The following is a 14,260-nucleotide window of genomic DNA, read 5'->3' on the forward strand; positions in this document are numbered from 1 at the left end:
AACTTTCACGTGAACTCCCAGGTCATGTTACGCCCAGGTTTCGCGCCGGCAAGGGAAACGCGGCCGCCGATGCGCGTACCGACTGATCGGTGGAGGTCCACCTCGACTCCCGGTCGGCTCGGGACAGACGACGGGGCCGCCGGTCCATGACGGATACCGGCGGCCCCGTGACCTGTCGATCGGCGTCAGCGTGTGTCGAACTCCCCGTTGCGGGTGCCGGTGAGGAAGTCCCGCCACTGCTCCCGTCGGAACAGCAGCACCGGGCCGCCGCGGTCCTTGCTGTCCCGCAGGGCCACCGCGGTCGGCCCGGCCGGCAGGGGGGCGACCTCGACGCAGTTGGAGGTCTGGCTGCGCGAGCTGGTACGCCACGCGGCGTCGGCCAGCTCGACGGTGCCGACGGACGTGTCGGGGATCTGGTTCATGGTCTCGGCTCCTGCTCTCTTCTGCGATGGGGCGAGTGGTGGGCCGTCTCCGGCACAGCGGACCCGCCTCACCGCTCCGTGAATCGCTCGGAGATGCCGCGGCGCTGGGCCGGCGCCGTCGGTGACCCGTATGCCGCCGTGGGCGGTGCCGCCGTCTCAGCCGCCTCGACCAGCCAGGTGAGGGAGTCCGATGGGGAGCGCGCCGCCGTGCTCAGCCACTCGAAGACCATTTTATAGCGGTTCAGGGCATTTGCGTCGTGTGACACGACGTCGGTGAAGCCGCCTTCGATCGCCAGCGTCTCCGGATCCGCCGGGTCCGGGAAGCGGTAGAGCGAGAACGCGGTCGGGGGGAGATACCAGTCGCCGATGGTGGCGTCGCGGGGCAGCACCTGGATCGTCACGTTCGGACACGCGGCCAGCTCGCAGAGCTGGACGAGCTGCTCCCGGATGACCTCCGCCGGCCCGGCCCGCCGGCCCAGCGCCCCCTCCTCCAGCACCGCCCGGTAGCGGGGCGCGTCGGCGGTCTGCAGCAGTGCCTGCCGGGCCAGGCGCGCGCTCACCTCGGTCTCGATGGACTGCGGGTCGGTGTCCTCCTCGGCCAGCCGCGCCGAGACGATCCGCACCCGCGCGTACGCGGCGGTCTGCAACAGGCCCGGCACCAGGACCGGGTTGTACTCGCGGATCTCGGCGCAGCCCGCCTCCAGCTCGGCGTAGCTGCGCTGGTGCTCGGTCATCGCCCCGTACGACTTCAGCCAGGCCCGGATGTCCCCCGCCTCCCGGGTGATGGCGGTCAGTTCGGCGCGGGTCACGTCGTCCGCGCCGTAGAGGTCGAGCAGGACGTGGATGTCGCGGGGGTCGGGGCGGCTGCGCCCGTTCTCCAGGCGGGAGAGCTTGGACGCCGAGGCCCAGCCGATCCGCTCGATGACCTGTTCCCCGGTGAGGCCGGACGCCTCACGCAGGCTGCGTAGTTCGGTGCCGAGCCGGCGTCGTCGCAGGATCGGGCTGGGTACGGCAGGAGGCACGTCGACCTCTTCTCCGTCGGGCCGTCGCGGACGCGACGGTAACTGTATGAAACTGGCCCCCCACGGCCAGTATGGACGGCGCGGCCCGCGCCGGACGTCCCGCACCGGGCGTGTCTCGAAAAGGAGGACGTCGGTACGACTCCGCCCGCCCCTGCGACCCGGTCGGGGATCCCCTGACCGGCCCCACCCCCGCGGAAGGAATCCGATGCACACCGTCCTGCGCCGCCCCGACTTCCGACTCCTCTTCGGCGCGCTGTTGGCGAGCATGACCGCCGAGTCGATCCTGTTGCTCGCCCTGGCCATCTGGGTGAAGGACCTGACCGGGTCCGACCGGATGGCCGCTGCGGTGATCTTCGCGGTGGTCGCGCCGAGGGTCCTCGCGCCGCTGGTGGGCTGGGTGGTCGACCGGTATCGCCGCCGGCCCTTCTTCCTCACCGCGAACCTGGTCACCGCCACGCTGCTCACCCCGCTGCTGACCGTCCGCGACGCCGGCGACGTGTGGATCGTCTACCTGGTCGGCGCGCTCTACGGCCTGTCGTCGATCGCGCTCGGCGCGGCGCTCAGCGGGCTGCTGCGCACCCTGCTCCCGCTCGGGCTGCTGGCCGAGGCGAACGCGGCCCTGCAGACCGTGCGCCAGAGCCTGCGGCTGGGTGGCCCGCTGGTCGGGGCGGCGCTCTACGCCGTGGCCGGCGGCTGGGCGCTCACCGTCGTCGGCGTCACCGGCTTCGTCACCGCCGCCGCCGTGGTGGGCCTGCTCCGGGTGGCCGAGCCCACCCGGCCGCGCCGGCTGGCGCGCAGCCTGACCGAGCTGGGGGCGGGACTGCGTCACCTCGGCACCGAGCCGACGCTGCGGCGGGCCCTGCTCGGGTACGGGGTGGCCTCGCTGGTGATCGGGTTCAGCGAGGCGCTGCTCTTCGCCTACGTCGAGCGGGGGCTGGGGCGACCTCCCGCCTTCGTGGGCGTCCTGTTCAGCGTGCAGGGGGTGGGCGGTCTGGTCGGCGCGCTGCTCTCTCCGGCCGTGGTCCGCCGCTTCGGCGAGGTCGGTGCGCTCGCCGCCGGGGTGGCGCTCTTCGGGACGGCGGCGCTGACGCTGGCGTACCCGGATCTCTGGCTCGCCGTCGCGGCCCTGCTGCTGGCCGGGGCGTCCCTTCCGCTGAGCTGGGTCGGGCTGCACACGCTGGTGCAGCGGCGGACCGAACCCGGGCTGCTCGGCCGGACGACGGCCGCGACGGAGGCGCTGGTCAGCGGACCGCAGGCGATCTCCATCGGCACCGGGGCGGTGCTGGTGGCGGTGTTCGACTACCGGCTGCTGTTCGCCCTGGTGGGCGTGGTGATGCTGGCCGCCGGGGCGTACCTCTGGCGGGCCCGGAGGTTCGCCACGGTCCCGGTCCCGGTTCGTCCGGTCGTGCCCTCCCCGCGCCGCCCCCGGCCCGGTCCGCGTCCCGCCCCGCGCGTCGACGGCGGGGTCGTCGCCTCGACCCGGCGGGACGGGTGACGACGGCGGGCGCGACACCGTCGGCGCGGGACGGCCGGTGGGCCGCCCCGCGCCGACGTGCTCAGGCGCCGGTCAGGCTGGCGAGATGCTGCTTGACCTGGTTGATCGAGGGGTTGGTGAGGGCGGAGCCGTCGGCGAAACGGAGCGTCGGCACCGTCTGGTTGCCGCCGTTGACCTTCATCACGAACTCGGCCGCCGCCGGGTCCTGCTCGATGTCCACCACCTGGTACGCGATGCCCTCCCGGTCGAGCTGCGACTTCAGCCGGTGGCAGTAGCCGCACCACGGGGTGGAATACATCGTCAACATGGGTCAGAACCTCCGTCGGTCCAGGGTCGGGCGGCTTCGCCCGCCAGGGTATCGGCTGTAACGTCCAGCGGGGCTGGGATGATTCCTCGGGTGGCGGTGCACTCAGCGGCGGAACAGGTGCTGACCGGGCTCGACCCCGAGCAGCGGACGGCGGTGACCGCGCCCGCCGGACCGGTCTGCGTGCTGGCCGGCGCGGGCACCGGGAAGACCCGCGCGGTCACCTCCCGGATCGCCTACCGGGCGTTGACCGGGCAGATCTCGTCCCGGCACGTGCTCGCGGTGACATTCACCGCGCGGGCCGCCGCCGAGATGCGCGCCCGGCTGACCGCGCTGGGCGTCGCCGGGGTGCAGGCGCGCACCTTCCACGCCGCCGCGTTGCGCCAGATGCGCTACTTCGCCCCCCGGCTGCTGCACGGTCGGGAACTGCCCGAACTGCTGGACAGCAAGGTGCGGCTGGTCACCCTGGCCGCCGCCCGGGTGGGCCTGCGCACCGACCGGGCCGCCGCCCGGGACCTGTCCGGTGAGATCGAGTGGGCCAAGTCGTCCCTGGTCGAGCCGGGCGAGTACGTCGTCGCCGCGGCCAAGGCGCAGCGGGACACCCCGCACGAGCCGGCGAAGGTGGCCGACGTCTTCGCCGCGTACGAGACGGTCAAGCGGGCCAGCGGGGTGATCGACTTCGAGGACCTGCTGCGCGCCGCCGTCTGGGGGATCGAGGAGCACCCGGACGTCGCCGAGCAGGTCCGGGCCCAGTACCGGCACTTCGTGGTTGACGAGTACCAGGACGTCAACCCGTTGCAGCAACGGCTGCTCCAGGCGTGGCTTGGCGGCCGGGACGACCTCACCGTGGTCGGCGACGCCAGCCAGACCATCTACTCGTTCACCGGGGCGACCTCGGCGCACCTGGTGGACTTCCCCCGCCACCACCGGGGGGCGGTGGTGGTCCGGCTGGTCCGCGACTACCGTTCCACGCCGCAGGTGGTGGGGCTGGCCAACGCGGTGATCGCCCAGGCGCGCGGCACCGAGGCCCGGCTCCGCCTGGAACTGGTCGGGCAGCGCCCGCCCGGTCCCGAGCCGGAGCTGCGGATCTTCACGGACGAGCCGGCCGAGGCGACGGCGGTCGCCGCGCGCTGCCGGCAGCTCATCGCCGCCGGCACGCCGGCCCGGGAGATCGCCGTGCTGTTCCGCACCAACGCCCAGTCCGAGGCGTACGAGAAGGCGCTCACCGAGGCCGGGGTGCCGTACGTGGTGCAGGGGGCGGAACGCTTCTTCGAGCGGGTCGAGGTGCGGCAGGCGATGGTGGCGCTGCGTGCCGCCACCCGGTCCATCCCAGGCGAGACCCCGTTGCGGGCCGCCGTGGTCGAGGCGCTCACCGCGGTCGGCTGGGCCCCGGACGCGCCCCCGGCCGGCGGCGCGGCGCGGGAACGCTGGGAGGCGCTGGCCGCCCTGGTCCAGCTCGCCGAGGAGTACGCGGCCACCCCGCCGGTGCTGCCGATCGGCGAGGGCGCGGTGGTCGAACGGCCGACCACCCTCGCCGACTTCACCGACGAACTGCACCGGCGGGCCGCCCAGCAGCACGTTCCCACCGTCGACGGGGTGACCCTGGCCTCCCTGCACTCGGCCAAGGGCCTGGAGTGGGACGCGGTCTTCCTGGTCGGGCTCGCCGAGGGCACCCTGCCGACCGGGTACGCGAAAACCGCCGAACAGGTGGAGGAGGAGCGGCGGCTGCTCTACGTCGGGATCACCCGGGCCCGCCAGTGGCTCTGGCTGTCGTACGCCTCGGCCCGCTCGCCGGGTGGGCGGAACCGGCGCCCGTCGCGTTTCCTGCCGCAGCTCGACGGCTCCGGCGGCGGCGAACGGGCCGCCGCCGGTCCGGGCCGCCGCCCCGAGCGTCGCCGCAACCAGGTGGTCTCCTGCCGGATCTGCGGGGCGACCCTGCTCGCCGGTGGGGACCGCAAGCTCGGCCGCTGCCCGACTTGTCCGTCCGACGTGGACGAGGAGCTGCTGGAACGGCTCCGGGACTGGCGGCAGCGGGTGGCCGGCGCGCAGCGGGTGCCGGCGTACGTGGTCTTCACCGACGCGACCCTGACCGCGTTGGCCGAACGGCGTCCGGGTCGCCCCGAAGAGTTGATCGCCATTGCCGGAATCGGCCCCCGCAAACTGGGCCTCTACGGCGATTCCGTGCTGGCCCTGGTGGGTGGAGCGACGGTCGACGCGATCTGCCCGAAAGAAAGTTTGGAAAACCCGTCGTAATTCGTTTGCCCTCGCGCCGGGAGGCGGCATAGCCTCAGGACACACCTCGCGGGTGGCCCATCGTGGCTGCTCACGAGGGTGAGACCGAGTCGATCAGCGAGCGAACGTCAGAGGAGGTGGCACCGATGGAGAGCTTCGTCTACGTCTACGAGCGTCCGGCGGCGCTGCCCGCTGCCATCGCTCCGCTGTCGGCTGTCCGGACCGCCCTGACCGTTGGGCTCCCGGTTCCGCAGGCGCACCAGACCCAGGATCAGACCGAGCTGCTCCTGACCGTCGCGCCGACCGGAAACGAGGGGACCAGTGGGTTCACGGGCAAGGGCATCCAGGTCGCCATGAAGCGGCGGCTGGCCGTCCGCGGTGTTCCACCTCGAGGGAGACCGGTCTGATTCATCAGACCACCGGCTCACCTCGAGGCCGCGGAACCCGCTACCGGGATCCGCGGCCTCAGTTTTTTGTCCCGCCGAAGTACGTCGGAATTGCGATCCACGAGATCGAAGTGAGAGAGAGGTGACCGGGCGATGAGTCTGGCGTTGGCCCCCCTCGACGCGAACGTCGAGCTGGAGGCGAACCTGCCCTGCCGGAAGTTCGACCCCGACCTGTGGTTCTCCGACTCGCCCACCGAGCTGGAACTGGCCAAGTCGCTCTGCGGGGACTGCCCGCTGCGCGTCGAGTGCCTGGCCGGTGCGGTGGAGCGGGCCGAGCCCTGGGGCGTCTGGGGCGGCGAGATCTTCGAGCGTGGCGCGGTCGTCCCGCGCAAGCGGCCCCGGGGTCGCCCGCGCAAGGAGGACGTCGCCCGGGACGCCGCGCTCCGGGTCGAGGCCGAGGCGCGACTGGCGGCCAGTGGGCTGGCCACGTCCCGCACCACGGTCCGGCTGGCGGCCTGACATGAACCCGATCCGCGCTCGTGCCGGTGACGCACCGGCAGTCAGCGAACTGATGAACCCGCACGTCCTGAACGGAGTCACCGAGATGCAACTACTTCACGAAGCGTTGTCCAGGGCTCGAATGCGTCGGCCTCAGGCCGGTCGTACCACCACGAGCACTGAGGCAGCCCGATCCGCCCGTACCATCGCCATGGCCAGCCGGCAGCGGTCGGCCCGCGAGTTGGGCGTTCTGTAACCACCACGAACCGCGGGGGCGGTGGGGCCGGTACGGCCCCACCGCCCCTGTACGGCGTTCAGGCCACCGGCGCGAACCCGGGAAGCCAGCGTTCGAGGATGCCCCGGTAGGGAGCCTTCGCCTCCAGCTGACAGAGCACCCCGATGGAGCCGAGCGTCACCCGGTGGATGAGCAGGTACGACGGGGGCAGGTTGAGCTGCCGACCCAGCTGGTAGGCCGGTGACCGGGGGCTGGCGATCCGGGCCGCCTCCGCACGCAGCCAGGCCCGGGTGAACTGGAACTCCTCGGTCGCCACCGGGTCCAGCATCGGCCGGATGAAGTCCAGCACCGCCTGCGCGTCGATCGGCTCGTCGGCGGGGACGAAACCCTCCGCCCGCAGTCCCTCCACCACCGCCTCGGCCTCGCCGCGCAGGGCCAGTCCGGCCAGCCGGCCGATCGGCTCCGGCGTCCCCTCCGGCATCCGGGCCACCGCGCCGAAGTCGATCACACCGAGCCGGCCGTCCGGCAGGATCCGGAAGTTGCCCGGGTGCGGGTCGGCGTGCAGCAGTCCGGCCCGGGCCGGGGCGGAGAGGTGCAGGACGGCCATCAACCGACCCGCCTCGTCACGCTCCTCCGGGGTGCCCTCGCGGATGATCTGCGCCAGCGGGGTGCCCTCCACCCACTCGGTGACCAGCACCCGGGGAGCGGCGGTGACGACCGCCGGAATGAAGATCTCCGGATCGTCCGCGTACGCCGCCGCGAAGGCCCGCTGCGACTCGGCCTCCAGCTCGTAGTCGAGTTCCTCGGTGATCCGTTCGCGCAGCTCGGTGAGGAGGGGCTTGACATCCAGACCGGGCTGGATCGCGCGGAACATGCCGCCCAACCGGGAAAGCTGCTTCAGGTCGGCCAGGAGGGCGTCCCCGGCGCCGGGATACTGGATCTTGACAGCGACCGGACGCCCGGCCGGGGCGGCCGACCTGCGTCGTCCGGTGGTCGACTCCCGCCAGACCGCCCGGTGCACCTGACCGATGCTGGCCGCCGCGGCGGGCGTGTCGTCGAACTCCAGGAACCGGTCCCGCCAGTCCGGCCCGAGCTGGTCGGCGAGCACCTTGTGCACGGTCGCCGCAGGCAGCGGCGGAGCCGCCTCCTGCAACTTGGTCAACGCCTGCCGGTACGGCGCGGCGACCTCCTCCGGCAGGGCGGCCTCGAACACCGACAGCGCCTGGCCGAACTTCATCGCCCCGCCCTTGAGCTGCCCGAGCACGCTGAACAGCTGTTCGGCGGTCCGTTGCTGGATCTCGGCGGAGATCACCTCGGAGGCGAGCCCGGTGACGCGCTTTCCCATGCCGAGGACGGTCCGGCCGGCGAAGCCGAGCGGCAGTGCGGCGAGCTTGGCGGTCCGGGACACGGCCCGGCGCGGGATGTCGGTCACCCGGCCATTGTTACCGACCGGACCGCCCCACTGCTGCTCTGATGCCGGGCCGGGGTCAGTGGGGTGGGTCTCGCCGGTCGCCGCCGCATCCGCAGTCCGGGTGCGGCGGCCAGCTCCGTCGCCGGAACCGGCCGGCCCCGCCGACCTCGACGGCCGCCCCGACCGTCTCGGGAACCCCACCGTCGACGTGGCTGAGGGCCTCCGCCGTGGCCAGCGCGACGGCGGCGAGGAGGGTCGCGACCCCGCAGGCGGGGGTCGGATCGTCGCCGGCGAGTTGGGCGGCGAGTCCCGGCCAGGCCGGATCCCGGTCCAGCCGGTGTCGGTCGAGGCAGTCCAGACACGGCCCGACCGGTGGACGGACCAGGGGACCGATCACCGGGACGCCGTCGCGTAGCGAGAGCATCAGGTGCGGCTGCCGGCGACGGGCGAACCCGGCGGCCAGCAGCGCGGCCGGCCGGTCGGCACCCACCTGGACGACCAGGTCGGCGCGGCGACGCCGGACCGGACTGGTGACGGTGCCGGCCGCGGTACGGCTGATCGCGTCGGCCACCGCCTCGGCGGTGTGCCGGCCGACGTCCCCGGGCAGGAGACCGCCGCCGACCAGGTCGGCCGGGCGCACCCGGCCACCCAGGTCGGGGTCGACGTGCCCGACGCCGGCCTGGGCCAGCGCCACGGCGACGGGACCGCCGAGTCGCCCCGAACCGGTGACCACGACCCGGGCGGCCCGGCGACGCCGGAGCACCTGGGCGGGGGTGCCGGGCAGGTCGCCGGCGCCGAGGGCGAGGGCATCCGCCTCGTCGCCCAGCCGTGCCCGCTCCGGGTCGGTCAGGCCGGTGGGGAGGAGGGTGTGCGCGGCGACCACCAGCCCGGCGGCCCGGAGCGTCTCCAGCAGGCTGCGTGCGTCGTCGCGGTCGACCCGGATCCGGGTGGCGTGGTCGAGGATGTGCCGTTCGCTGTGCGCGCCGTCGAGCAGGTCGAGCAGCCGGACGGCACGCGGGTTCGCCACCTCGAGCAGGACGGCCCGAGTCGGGTCCAGGCCGAGTTGCAGCGTGTGCCGGTCACGCCAGAGTCGGGTGAGGCCGGGCAGCAGCGTCGGCCGGGGAAGTGTGGCACGGGTCATGGTGACCAATGGTGACCGTGTCCAGACGATCCGTCGATCGTTGTCCACAGCCCTGCGGCGTTCTCTCCAGGGTTATCCACAGGCTGAGGGCGGTTGTCCACAACCCATCGGTAACTTCGTGTCGTCACCGAACGGTCACGGCGGGGAGGGGGCGACCCTGCGGGCCACCCCCTTCCCGGTCGGTCCGATGGTCAGACCTTCGCCTTGCCGAGAATCCGGTTCACTGTTGTGCCACAGACCGGGCACTTGCCCTTGGCCATGTTCATGCCGGTCTTGGAAACCTCGACCTTGCCCTCGAAGTCGCGCTTCTCCTTGCACTTGACGCAGTAACCGTTGTAGGTCTGGGCCTGGTCGGCCACGGTGCCCTCCTCGTCTCGTCCGCCGATCGGTCTCGGCGGCTACCCGGCGGCGGGCCTCGCGGGCTCCGGCGCTGGGGTCTTCTGCGCGGTCACGCTCGTGACCGCTGGTCCGGCGGACCCTACCCAGGTGCGGGTGGTTCCATGTCAGAGATCCATCGACACTGTGAGCTAGTCGACGTCGAGAGTGTGCATGCCGAAATACGTCGGATAAGTGAGTTTGGCGGGGACACGCCGGGCGAACCGCCCCGAAGTGGCCGTCGGGCACCCCCGGTGCGGCGGTTCCACCGAAGATCACCTAACGTGGACGGCGTCCGCGTCCGCCGTCCGACCGCCACCGAGGGTGATCGGATCGCCGTTCGGACCGGTGGCTGACGGCCCTGCCGACAGGTCCGCAAACATTTTTTTCGGACTGGACGCCATCAACCTGGAGTTTCCGGGCGCGTGTCGGTGGGTTGACCCTTGCGGACCCCTGGTCAGAACGCATTAGCTTTCCCATGTGGCAGGAACACGAGGCTGCGCAGGTCAGTGATGGCAGGCGCGCGGAAGCCGGTCGTCGAGGTGCGGCGCAGCCAGCGTCGGCGACGCACGGTGTCCGCGTACCGGGACGGGGAACGGGTGGTCGTCCTGATCCCCGACCAGTTCTCCCGGGCCGAGGAGACCGAGTGGGTCGACCGGATGCTCGCCCGGCTCGCCGCGCGCGAGGGCAGACCGGCCCGCACCGACGGTGAACTGCTCCAGCGGGCCACCCGCCTGATCAGCCTCTACCTCCCGGAACATGGTCCGGCGGCGGTCCCCACGAGCGTCCGGTGGGTGACCAACCAGAACGGCCGCTGGGGGTCCTGCACCCCGGCCGACCGGACCATCCGCATCTCCCACCGGCTCCAGGACATGCCCGACTGGGTGATCGACTACGTCCTCCTGCACGAGCTGGCCCACCTCATCGTGCCGAGTCACAACGCGTCCTTCTGGGCGCTGGTCTGCCGTTACCCAAAGGCCGAACGGGCCCGTGGCTACCTGGAGGGGGTCGCCTCGGTGGCCGGCGTGCCGCTGCCCGACTGAGCGTCGAGGTCGTCGGCGTCCCGCCCGGCGACTACCGGTTACGGGCGGCGCGGAACCGGCCCGCCGCCCGGCCGCCGACGACGTCGATCACGAACGGCCGGGGAGGCTAGGGTCGGACGGTGACCCGACGAGTGGTGGTGGCGTTGCTCGCCCCGGTGGCCTGGTCGCCGCCGGGCGTCGAGCCGGAGGGCTGGCGGCACGCTCTGGCCGAGGACGTGGTGGACCTGCTCGCCACCCTCCAGGAGGTGGAGACGGCGGTCGCGGTGACGCCGGCGGACCGGTCGCTGGCCGACGCGGTGGTCTGGCCGGGCACCCCCGTGGTCGAGGTGGCGAGACCGACCGTCGACGCGGTCCTCGCCACGCTGCACGGGTACGACCAGGCCGCCGTGATCGCCGCCGACGCGCCGGACCTGCCCGGACTCACCATCGGTAAGTTGCTGCGCCCGTTGACCACCCGGCCCGTCGCGGTGGCCCCGGTAGAGGGGGCCGGACCGGGCCTGCTCGGCCTCGCCGCCCGGCTGCCCGCGCCGGAGTGGCTGCCGGAGGTCGACCTGGACGAGGCCGCGCCGGCCATGATCCGGGGCGCGGCCCCCCGACCCGCCGACGTCGCGGTCACCGCCGCCTGGCATCGGCTCCGTGGTCCGGCGGACCTCGCCGCCCTCGACCCCGCCGTGGAGGGCTGGGAGGCGACCCGGGCCCTGCTGGGCACCGGCCGCCACCCCGCCTGACCGTTTCCCTGCCGGAACGCCCTGCGGCCACACCTCCACCCGGTCCGCACCGCCTAGCCACCCCGCCCGGGTGGTAGCAGGGGTCCCCTGCTCATCAGAAAACGACTGCAGGGGTCCCCTGCTACCACCTGGCGGAGCGCGCCGGTCGGCCGAGGCGGGGGGCGGGGAGCGGGGGCGGGCGAGGTGATCGGGTCGGTCAGGACCGGTCGGTGTCCTGCGGGGGCGTGCCGTCGCCACCCGGCGGTTGTTCCCCCGTGCCGCCCGGCGGCGTTTCCTTCGGGCCGCCCGGCGCGGTGAAGTCGAACTCGTCCAGCTCGCCGAAGTCGAGCTGCGAGCGGGCGAAGGCGACCGGGTCGGCGAAGTCCTCGCCCGAGGGGAGGAGATCCGGGTGCCCCCACAGGGCGTCCCGGCCGGCGATGCCACGGTGTTCGGTCAGGGCCGCCCAGAGCGCCGCCGCCTCGCGCAGTCGGCGCGGACGCAGCTCCAGCCCGACCAGGGCGGCGAAGGTCTGTTCCGCCGGGCCGCCGGCCGCCCGCCGACGACGGAACGCCTCGCCGAGGGCGACCACGTTCGGCAGCCGGCCACCGGCCGCGTTGTCCACCACGTGGCAGACCCACCCCTCGACCAGCGCCAGGGCGGTCTCCAGGCGGGCCAGGGAGGCCTTCTGGGCCGGAGTGTCCTCCGGCGTGAAGATGCCCTCCAGGGCGATCGCCTGCATCGACTCCGGGTCGGTCGGGTCGACCCGGCCCATCGCCTCCTCGATCGCCTCCCGGTTGACCCGGATGCCGGCGGCGTACGTCTCCACCGAGCTGAGCACGTGTCCGCGCAGCCACGGGACGTGCTGGAAGAGGCGCTGGTGGGCGGCCTCGCGCAGGGCGACGTAGAGGCGTACCTCGTCCTCGGGCAGCTCCAGGCCCTCGCCGTACTGCCGGATGTTGGCCGGGATGAGCGCGGCCGTGCCGGCCGGGCCGAGCGGGAGGCCGATGTCCCCGGCGGAGAGCACCTCGGCGGCGAGCGAGCCGAGTGCCTGACCGAGCTGCCCACCGAAGAGCGCCCCGCCCAGGGTGGCGACCATCGACTGCATCGGGCCGAGCTGGGCCCGTGCTTCCGGCGGCACGAGGTCGCCCATCGCGCCCACCATCCGGCTGGCCACCGGGTCGCAGAGCTTGCGCCAGACGTCGAGGGTCTTGTAGATCCACTCGTTGCGGTTCCAGGCGACCGGGGTCTGGATGCCCGACGGCCATGACGAGACCGGCTCCAGCCAGAGGTCGGCCAGGCGCAGCGCCTCCTCGACGGCGTTACGTTCGTACGGCGTGACCGCCGGGTCGCCGGAGGCGGCGAGCTGGCTGGCCGCCACCTGGCGGGCCAGGTCCCAGTTGACCGGTCCGCTGCCCGGCGCCGAGAGCAGGTGCTGCAACTGGCTCATGAACTGCTGCAGTTGCGCGGGGTCGTTGGGGTCTGGTGGTTGCCCACCCGGAAGCGCGAAGCCGAACGGAATATCAGGCACGGGTTCTACGGTACGCGCGCCGCGCCGCTGGTCGCCGCCACCGGCGTTGCGCTGAGGGCGAAGTCGTCGCCGCGGTGACCGCGGTGCAGACGTGCACACCGACGGCGATGCTCGGCCGGGTGGCCGGGACCGCCAACACCGCGATGTTCGGGCCGGTCGCGCTCGCGATCCCCCTCGGCTCCGCCGCCGTCGGCCTCGGTGGCCGTCCGCCGCTCGTCGTGGCCGCCGCGATCTGCCTGGCCTCGGCGCTCGGCGTGGCCCACCGTCCCCGAAGCCGGCGCAGTGCCGACCCGGACGTCGTCCGCGTGCCGACGCCGTCCACCCCGGAGCAGGCCGGACGACGTGCCTGAACAGCCCCCGCCCCGGGGTTTCCGACCGGCCGGTTCGTCCGCCCCGGCCGGCCCCCGATCGGTCGGTACGCTCTGCCGCATGAGACGTCGCGGTGTCACGGTCCTGCTCGGTGCTCTGCTCACCGCCCTGCTCAGCATCGGAGTGCTCACGGCGCCGATCCCGTACGTGGTGCTCGGCCCCGGCCCGACCGTCGACACCCTCGGCACGCAGGACGGGGAGGAGATCATCAAGATCGACGGCCGGGAGACCTCCACCTCGGCGGGGCAGCTGCGGCTGACCACGGTGGGCGTGCAGCCGTCGGTGAAGCTGCGGTCGGCGATCGCCGGCTGGTTCTCGCCGGAACGGGCGGTGGTGCCCCGGGAACTGGTCTACCCGCCGGGACAGAGCCGTAAGCAGGTCGAGGAGCGCAACGCCGAGGAGTTCACCGCGTCGCAGACCAGTGCCGAGACGGCCGCGCTCCGGAAGCTCGGCTACCCGGTGCGGGTGGTCGTCCGGACGGTGGCCGCGGACGGCCCCTCGGCGGGGCGGCTCCAGGTCGGCGACGTGCTCACCTCGGTCGACGGCGAGCCGGTGACCAGCGCCAACGGACTGACCGGATTGATCCGTGCCCGGCCGGTCGGCTCGGCGTTGGCGATCGGATACACCCGGGGCGGGGTCGCCGGCACGGCCACCGTGACCAGCCGGGAGCAGGACGGCCGCCCGCGCGTCGGGATCGAGATCGAGCAGCAGCAGCCGCACCCGTTCACCCTGGAGATCGACCTCGGGGACATCGGCGGGCCGAGCGCCGGACTGATGTTCGCGCTGGGGATCGTGGACAAGCTGGATCCCGAGGACCTCACCGGCGGCCGGATCGTCGCCGGCACCGGCACCATCGACGAGGAGGGCCGGGTCGGTCCGATCGGTGGCATCGCGCAGAAACTGGTGGGCGCGAAGCAGGCCGGGGCGAAGGTCTTCCTGGTGCCGGAGGCGAACTGCGCCGAGGCGCTCAGCAACCCGCAGCCCGGTCTTCCGCTGCTGAAGGTGGGCACGCTGGACGAGGCGCTGACCGCCCTGGAGACGCTGCGCACCGGCGGTGAGCCGACCCGCTGCTGACCGGCGACGACCGCTGGG

Annotated in this window: 15 protein-coding genes; 8 read left to right on the plus strand and 7 right to left on the minus strand. The window is 73.2% G+C overall.

The genetic code is table 11. The features are described from left to right. Positions 1-185: 185 nt before the first annotated feature. Positions 186-422: a DUF397 domain-containing protein gene (locus GA0070618_RS15195; protein ID WP_088982223.1), complete on the minus strand. Its 237-nt coding sequence runs from the start codon at positions 420-422 to the stop codon at positions 186-188. A gap of 68 nt (positions 423-490) precedes the next feature. Next, a complete protein-coding gene (locus GA0070618_RS15200; RefSeq protein WP_088982224.1) occupies positions 491-1,444 on the minus strand; it encodes a helix-turn-helix domain-containing protein in 954 nt (317 codons plus the stop codon). A gap of 205 nt (positions 1,445-1,649) precedes the next feature. Between GA0070618_RS15200 and GA0070618_RS15205 the strand changes: the two genes are divergently transcribed. After that, positions 1,650-2,939 (plus strand): MFS transporter, encoded by a 1,290-nt coding sequence (locus GA0070618_RS15205; protein ID WP_231931747.1) that lies wholly within the window; start codon positions 1,650-1,652, stop codon positions 2,937-2,939. A gap of 61 nt (positions 2,940-3,000) precedes the next feature. On the opposite strand, the gene GA0070618_RS15210 is transcribed toward GA0070618_RS15205, so the two are convergent. Beyond that, a complete protein-coding gene (locus GA0070618_RS15210) occupies positions 3,001-3,246 on the minus strand; it encodes a mycoredoxin (RefSeq protein WP_088982226.1) in 246 nt (81 codons plus the stop codon). A 90-nt stretch (positions 3,247-3,336) separates the two neighbouring features. On the opposite strand from GA0070618_RS15210, the gene GA0070618_RS15215 reads away from it, so the two are divergent. The 3 genes from GA0070618_RS15215 to GA0070618_RS15225 all read left to right on the plus strand — a co-directional run bounded on the left by GA0070618_RS15215 (position 3,337) and on the right by GA0070618_RS15225 (position 6,380). After that, the gene (locus GA0070618_RS15215; protein WP_088982227.1) at positions 3,337-5,496 is read left to right on the plus strand and encodes an ATP-dependent DNA helicase UvrD2; all 2,160 of its coding nucleotides are present in this window, start codon (positions 3,337-3,339) and stop codon (positions 5,494-5,496) included. Positions 5,497-5,621: 125 nt separating this feature from the next. Further along, entirely contained in the window at positions 5,622-5,882 is a 261-nt protein-coding gene (locus tag GA0070618_RS15220; protein WP_088982228.1) for a hypothetical protein, read from the plus strand. 132 nt (positions 5,883-6,014) lie between these two features. Next, positions 6,015-6,380: a WhiB family transcriptional regulator gene (locus tag GA0070618_RS15225; RefSeq protein WP_088982229.1), complete on the plus strand. Its 366-nt coding sequence runs from the start codon at positions 6,015-6,017 to the stop codon at positions 6,378-6,380. A gap of 293 nt (positions 6,381-6,673) precedes the next feature. Here the strand turns inward: GA0070618_RS15225 and GA0070618_RS15235 are convergent, their stop codons facing one another. The 3 genes from GA0070618_RS15235 to GA0070618_RS34035 all read right to left on the minus strand — a co-directional run bounded on the left by GA0070618_RS15235 (position 6,674) and on the right by GA0070618_RS34035 (position 9,505). Then, entirely contained in the window at positions 6,674-8,026 is a 1,353-nt protein-coding gene (locus tag GA0070618_RS15235; RefSeq protein ID WP_088982231.1) for an ABC1 kinase family protein, read from the minus strand. 55 nt (positions 8,027-8,081) lie between these two features. Then, positions 8,082-9,146: a ThiF family adenylyltransferase gene (locus tag GA0070618_RS15240; RefSeq protein ID WP_088982232.1), complete on the minus strand. Its 1,065-nt coding sequence runs from the start codon at positions 9,144-9,146 to the stop codon at positions 8,082-8,084. 191 nt (positions 9,147-9,337) lie between these two features. Next, the gene (locus tag GA0070618_RS34035; protein ID WP_170107818.1) at positions 9,338-9,505 is read right to left on the minus strand and encodes a DUF5679 domain-containing protein; all 168 of its coding nucleotides are present in this window, start codon (positions 9,503-9,505) and stop codon (positions 9,338-9,340) included. 528 nt (positions 9,506-10,033) lie between these two features. Here GA0070618_RS34035 and GA0070618_RS15245 point away from each other — a divergent pair. Next, on the plus strand, positions 10,034-10,564 hold the full coding sequence (locus GA0070618_RS15245; RefSeq protein WP_088982233.1) for a M48 metallopeptidase family protein: 531 nt from the start codon (positions 10,034-10,036) through the stop codon (positions 10,562-10,564). Positions 10,565-10,683: 119 nt separating this feature from the next. After that, the gene (locus tag GA0070618_RS15250) at positions 10,684-11,292 is read left to right on the plus strand and encodes a hypothetical protein (RefSeq protein WP_088982234.1); all 609 of its coding nucleotides are present in this window, start codon (positions 10,684-10,686) and stop codon (positions 11,290-11,292) included. 196 nt (positions 11,293-11,488) lie between these two features. Here GA0070618_RS15250 and GA0070618_RS15255 read toward each other — a convergent pair whose 3' ends face one another. Then, positions 11,489-12,799, minus strand: coding sequence for a zinc-dependent metalloprotease (locus GA0070618_RS15255; protein ID WP_170107819.1), 1,311 nt, complete (start codon positions 12,797-12,799; stop codon positions 11,489-11,491). An 83-nt stretch (positions 12,800-12,882) separates the two neighbouring features. Here GA0070618_RS15255 and GA0070618_RS15260 point away from each other — a divergent pair, with 83 nt between their 5' ends. Beyond that, on the plus strand, positions 12,883-13,149 hold the full coding sequence (locus GA0070618_RS15260; RefSeq protein WP_414467583.1) for a hypothetical protein: 267 nt from the start codon (positions 12,883-12,885) through the stop codon (positions 13,147-13,149). 79 nt (positions 13,150-13,228) lie between these two features. Continuing rightward, complete coding sequence (locus tag GA0070618_RS15265; RefSeq protein WP_088982235.1) at positions 13,229-14,242, plus strand: YlbL family protein; 1,014 nt, start codon at positions 13,229-13,231, stop codon at positions 14,240-14,242. Positions 14,243-14,260: the final 18 nt, after the last annotated feature.

It is taken from the genome of Micromonospora echinospora (assembly GCF_900091495.1).
Classification (GTDB): Bacteria; Actinomycetota; Actinomycetes; order Mycobacteriales; family Micromonosporaceae; genus Micromonospora; species Micromonospora echinospora.

Coding starts and splice junctions, on each gene's coding strand:
- GA0070618_RS15195 (WP_088982223.1), bottom strand. CDS start 422: ATGAACCAGATCCCCGACACGTCCGTCGGCACCGTCGAGCTGGCCGAC.
- GA0070618_RS15205 (WP_231931747.1), top strand. CDS start 1,650: ATGCACACCGTCCTGCGCCGCCCCGACTTCCGACTCCTCTTCGGCGCG.
- GA0070618_RS15210 (WP_088982226.1), bottom strand. CDS start 3,246: ATGTTGACGATGTATTCCACCCCGTGGTGCGGCTACTGCCACCGGCTG.
- GA0070618_RS15220 (WP_088982228.1), top strand. CDS start 5,622: ATGGAGAGCTTCGTCTACGTCTACGAGCGTCCGGCGGCGCTGCCCGCT.
- GA0070618_RS15225 (WP_088982229.1), top strand. CDS start 6,015: ATGAGTCTGGCGTTGGCCCCCCTCGACGCGAACGTCGAGCTGGAGGCG.
- GA0070618_RS15240 (WP_088982232.1), bottom strand. CDS start 9,146: ATGACCCGTGCCACACTTCCCCGGCCGACGCTGCTGCCCGGCCTCACC.
- GA0070618_RS15245 (WP_088982233.1), top strand. CDS start 10,034: ATGGCAGGCGCGCGGAAGCCGGTCGTCGAGGTGCGGCGCAGCCAGCGT.
- GA0070618_RS15265 (WP_088982235.1), top strand. CDS start 13,229: ATGAGACGTCGCGGTGTCACGGTCCTGCTCGGTGCTCTGCTCACCGCC.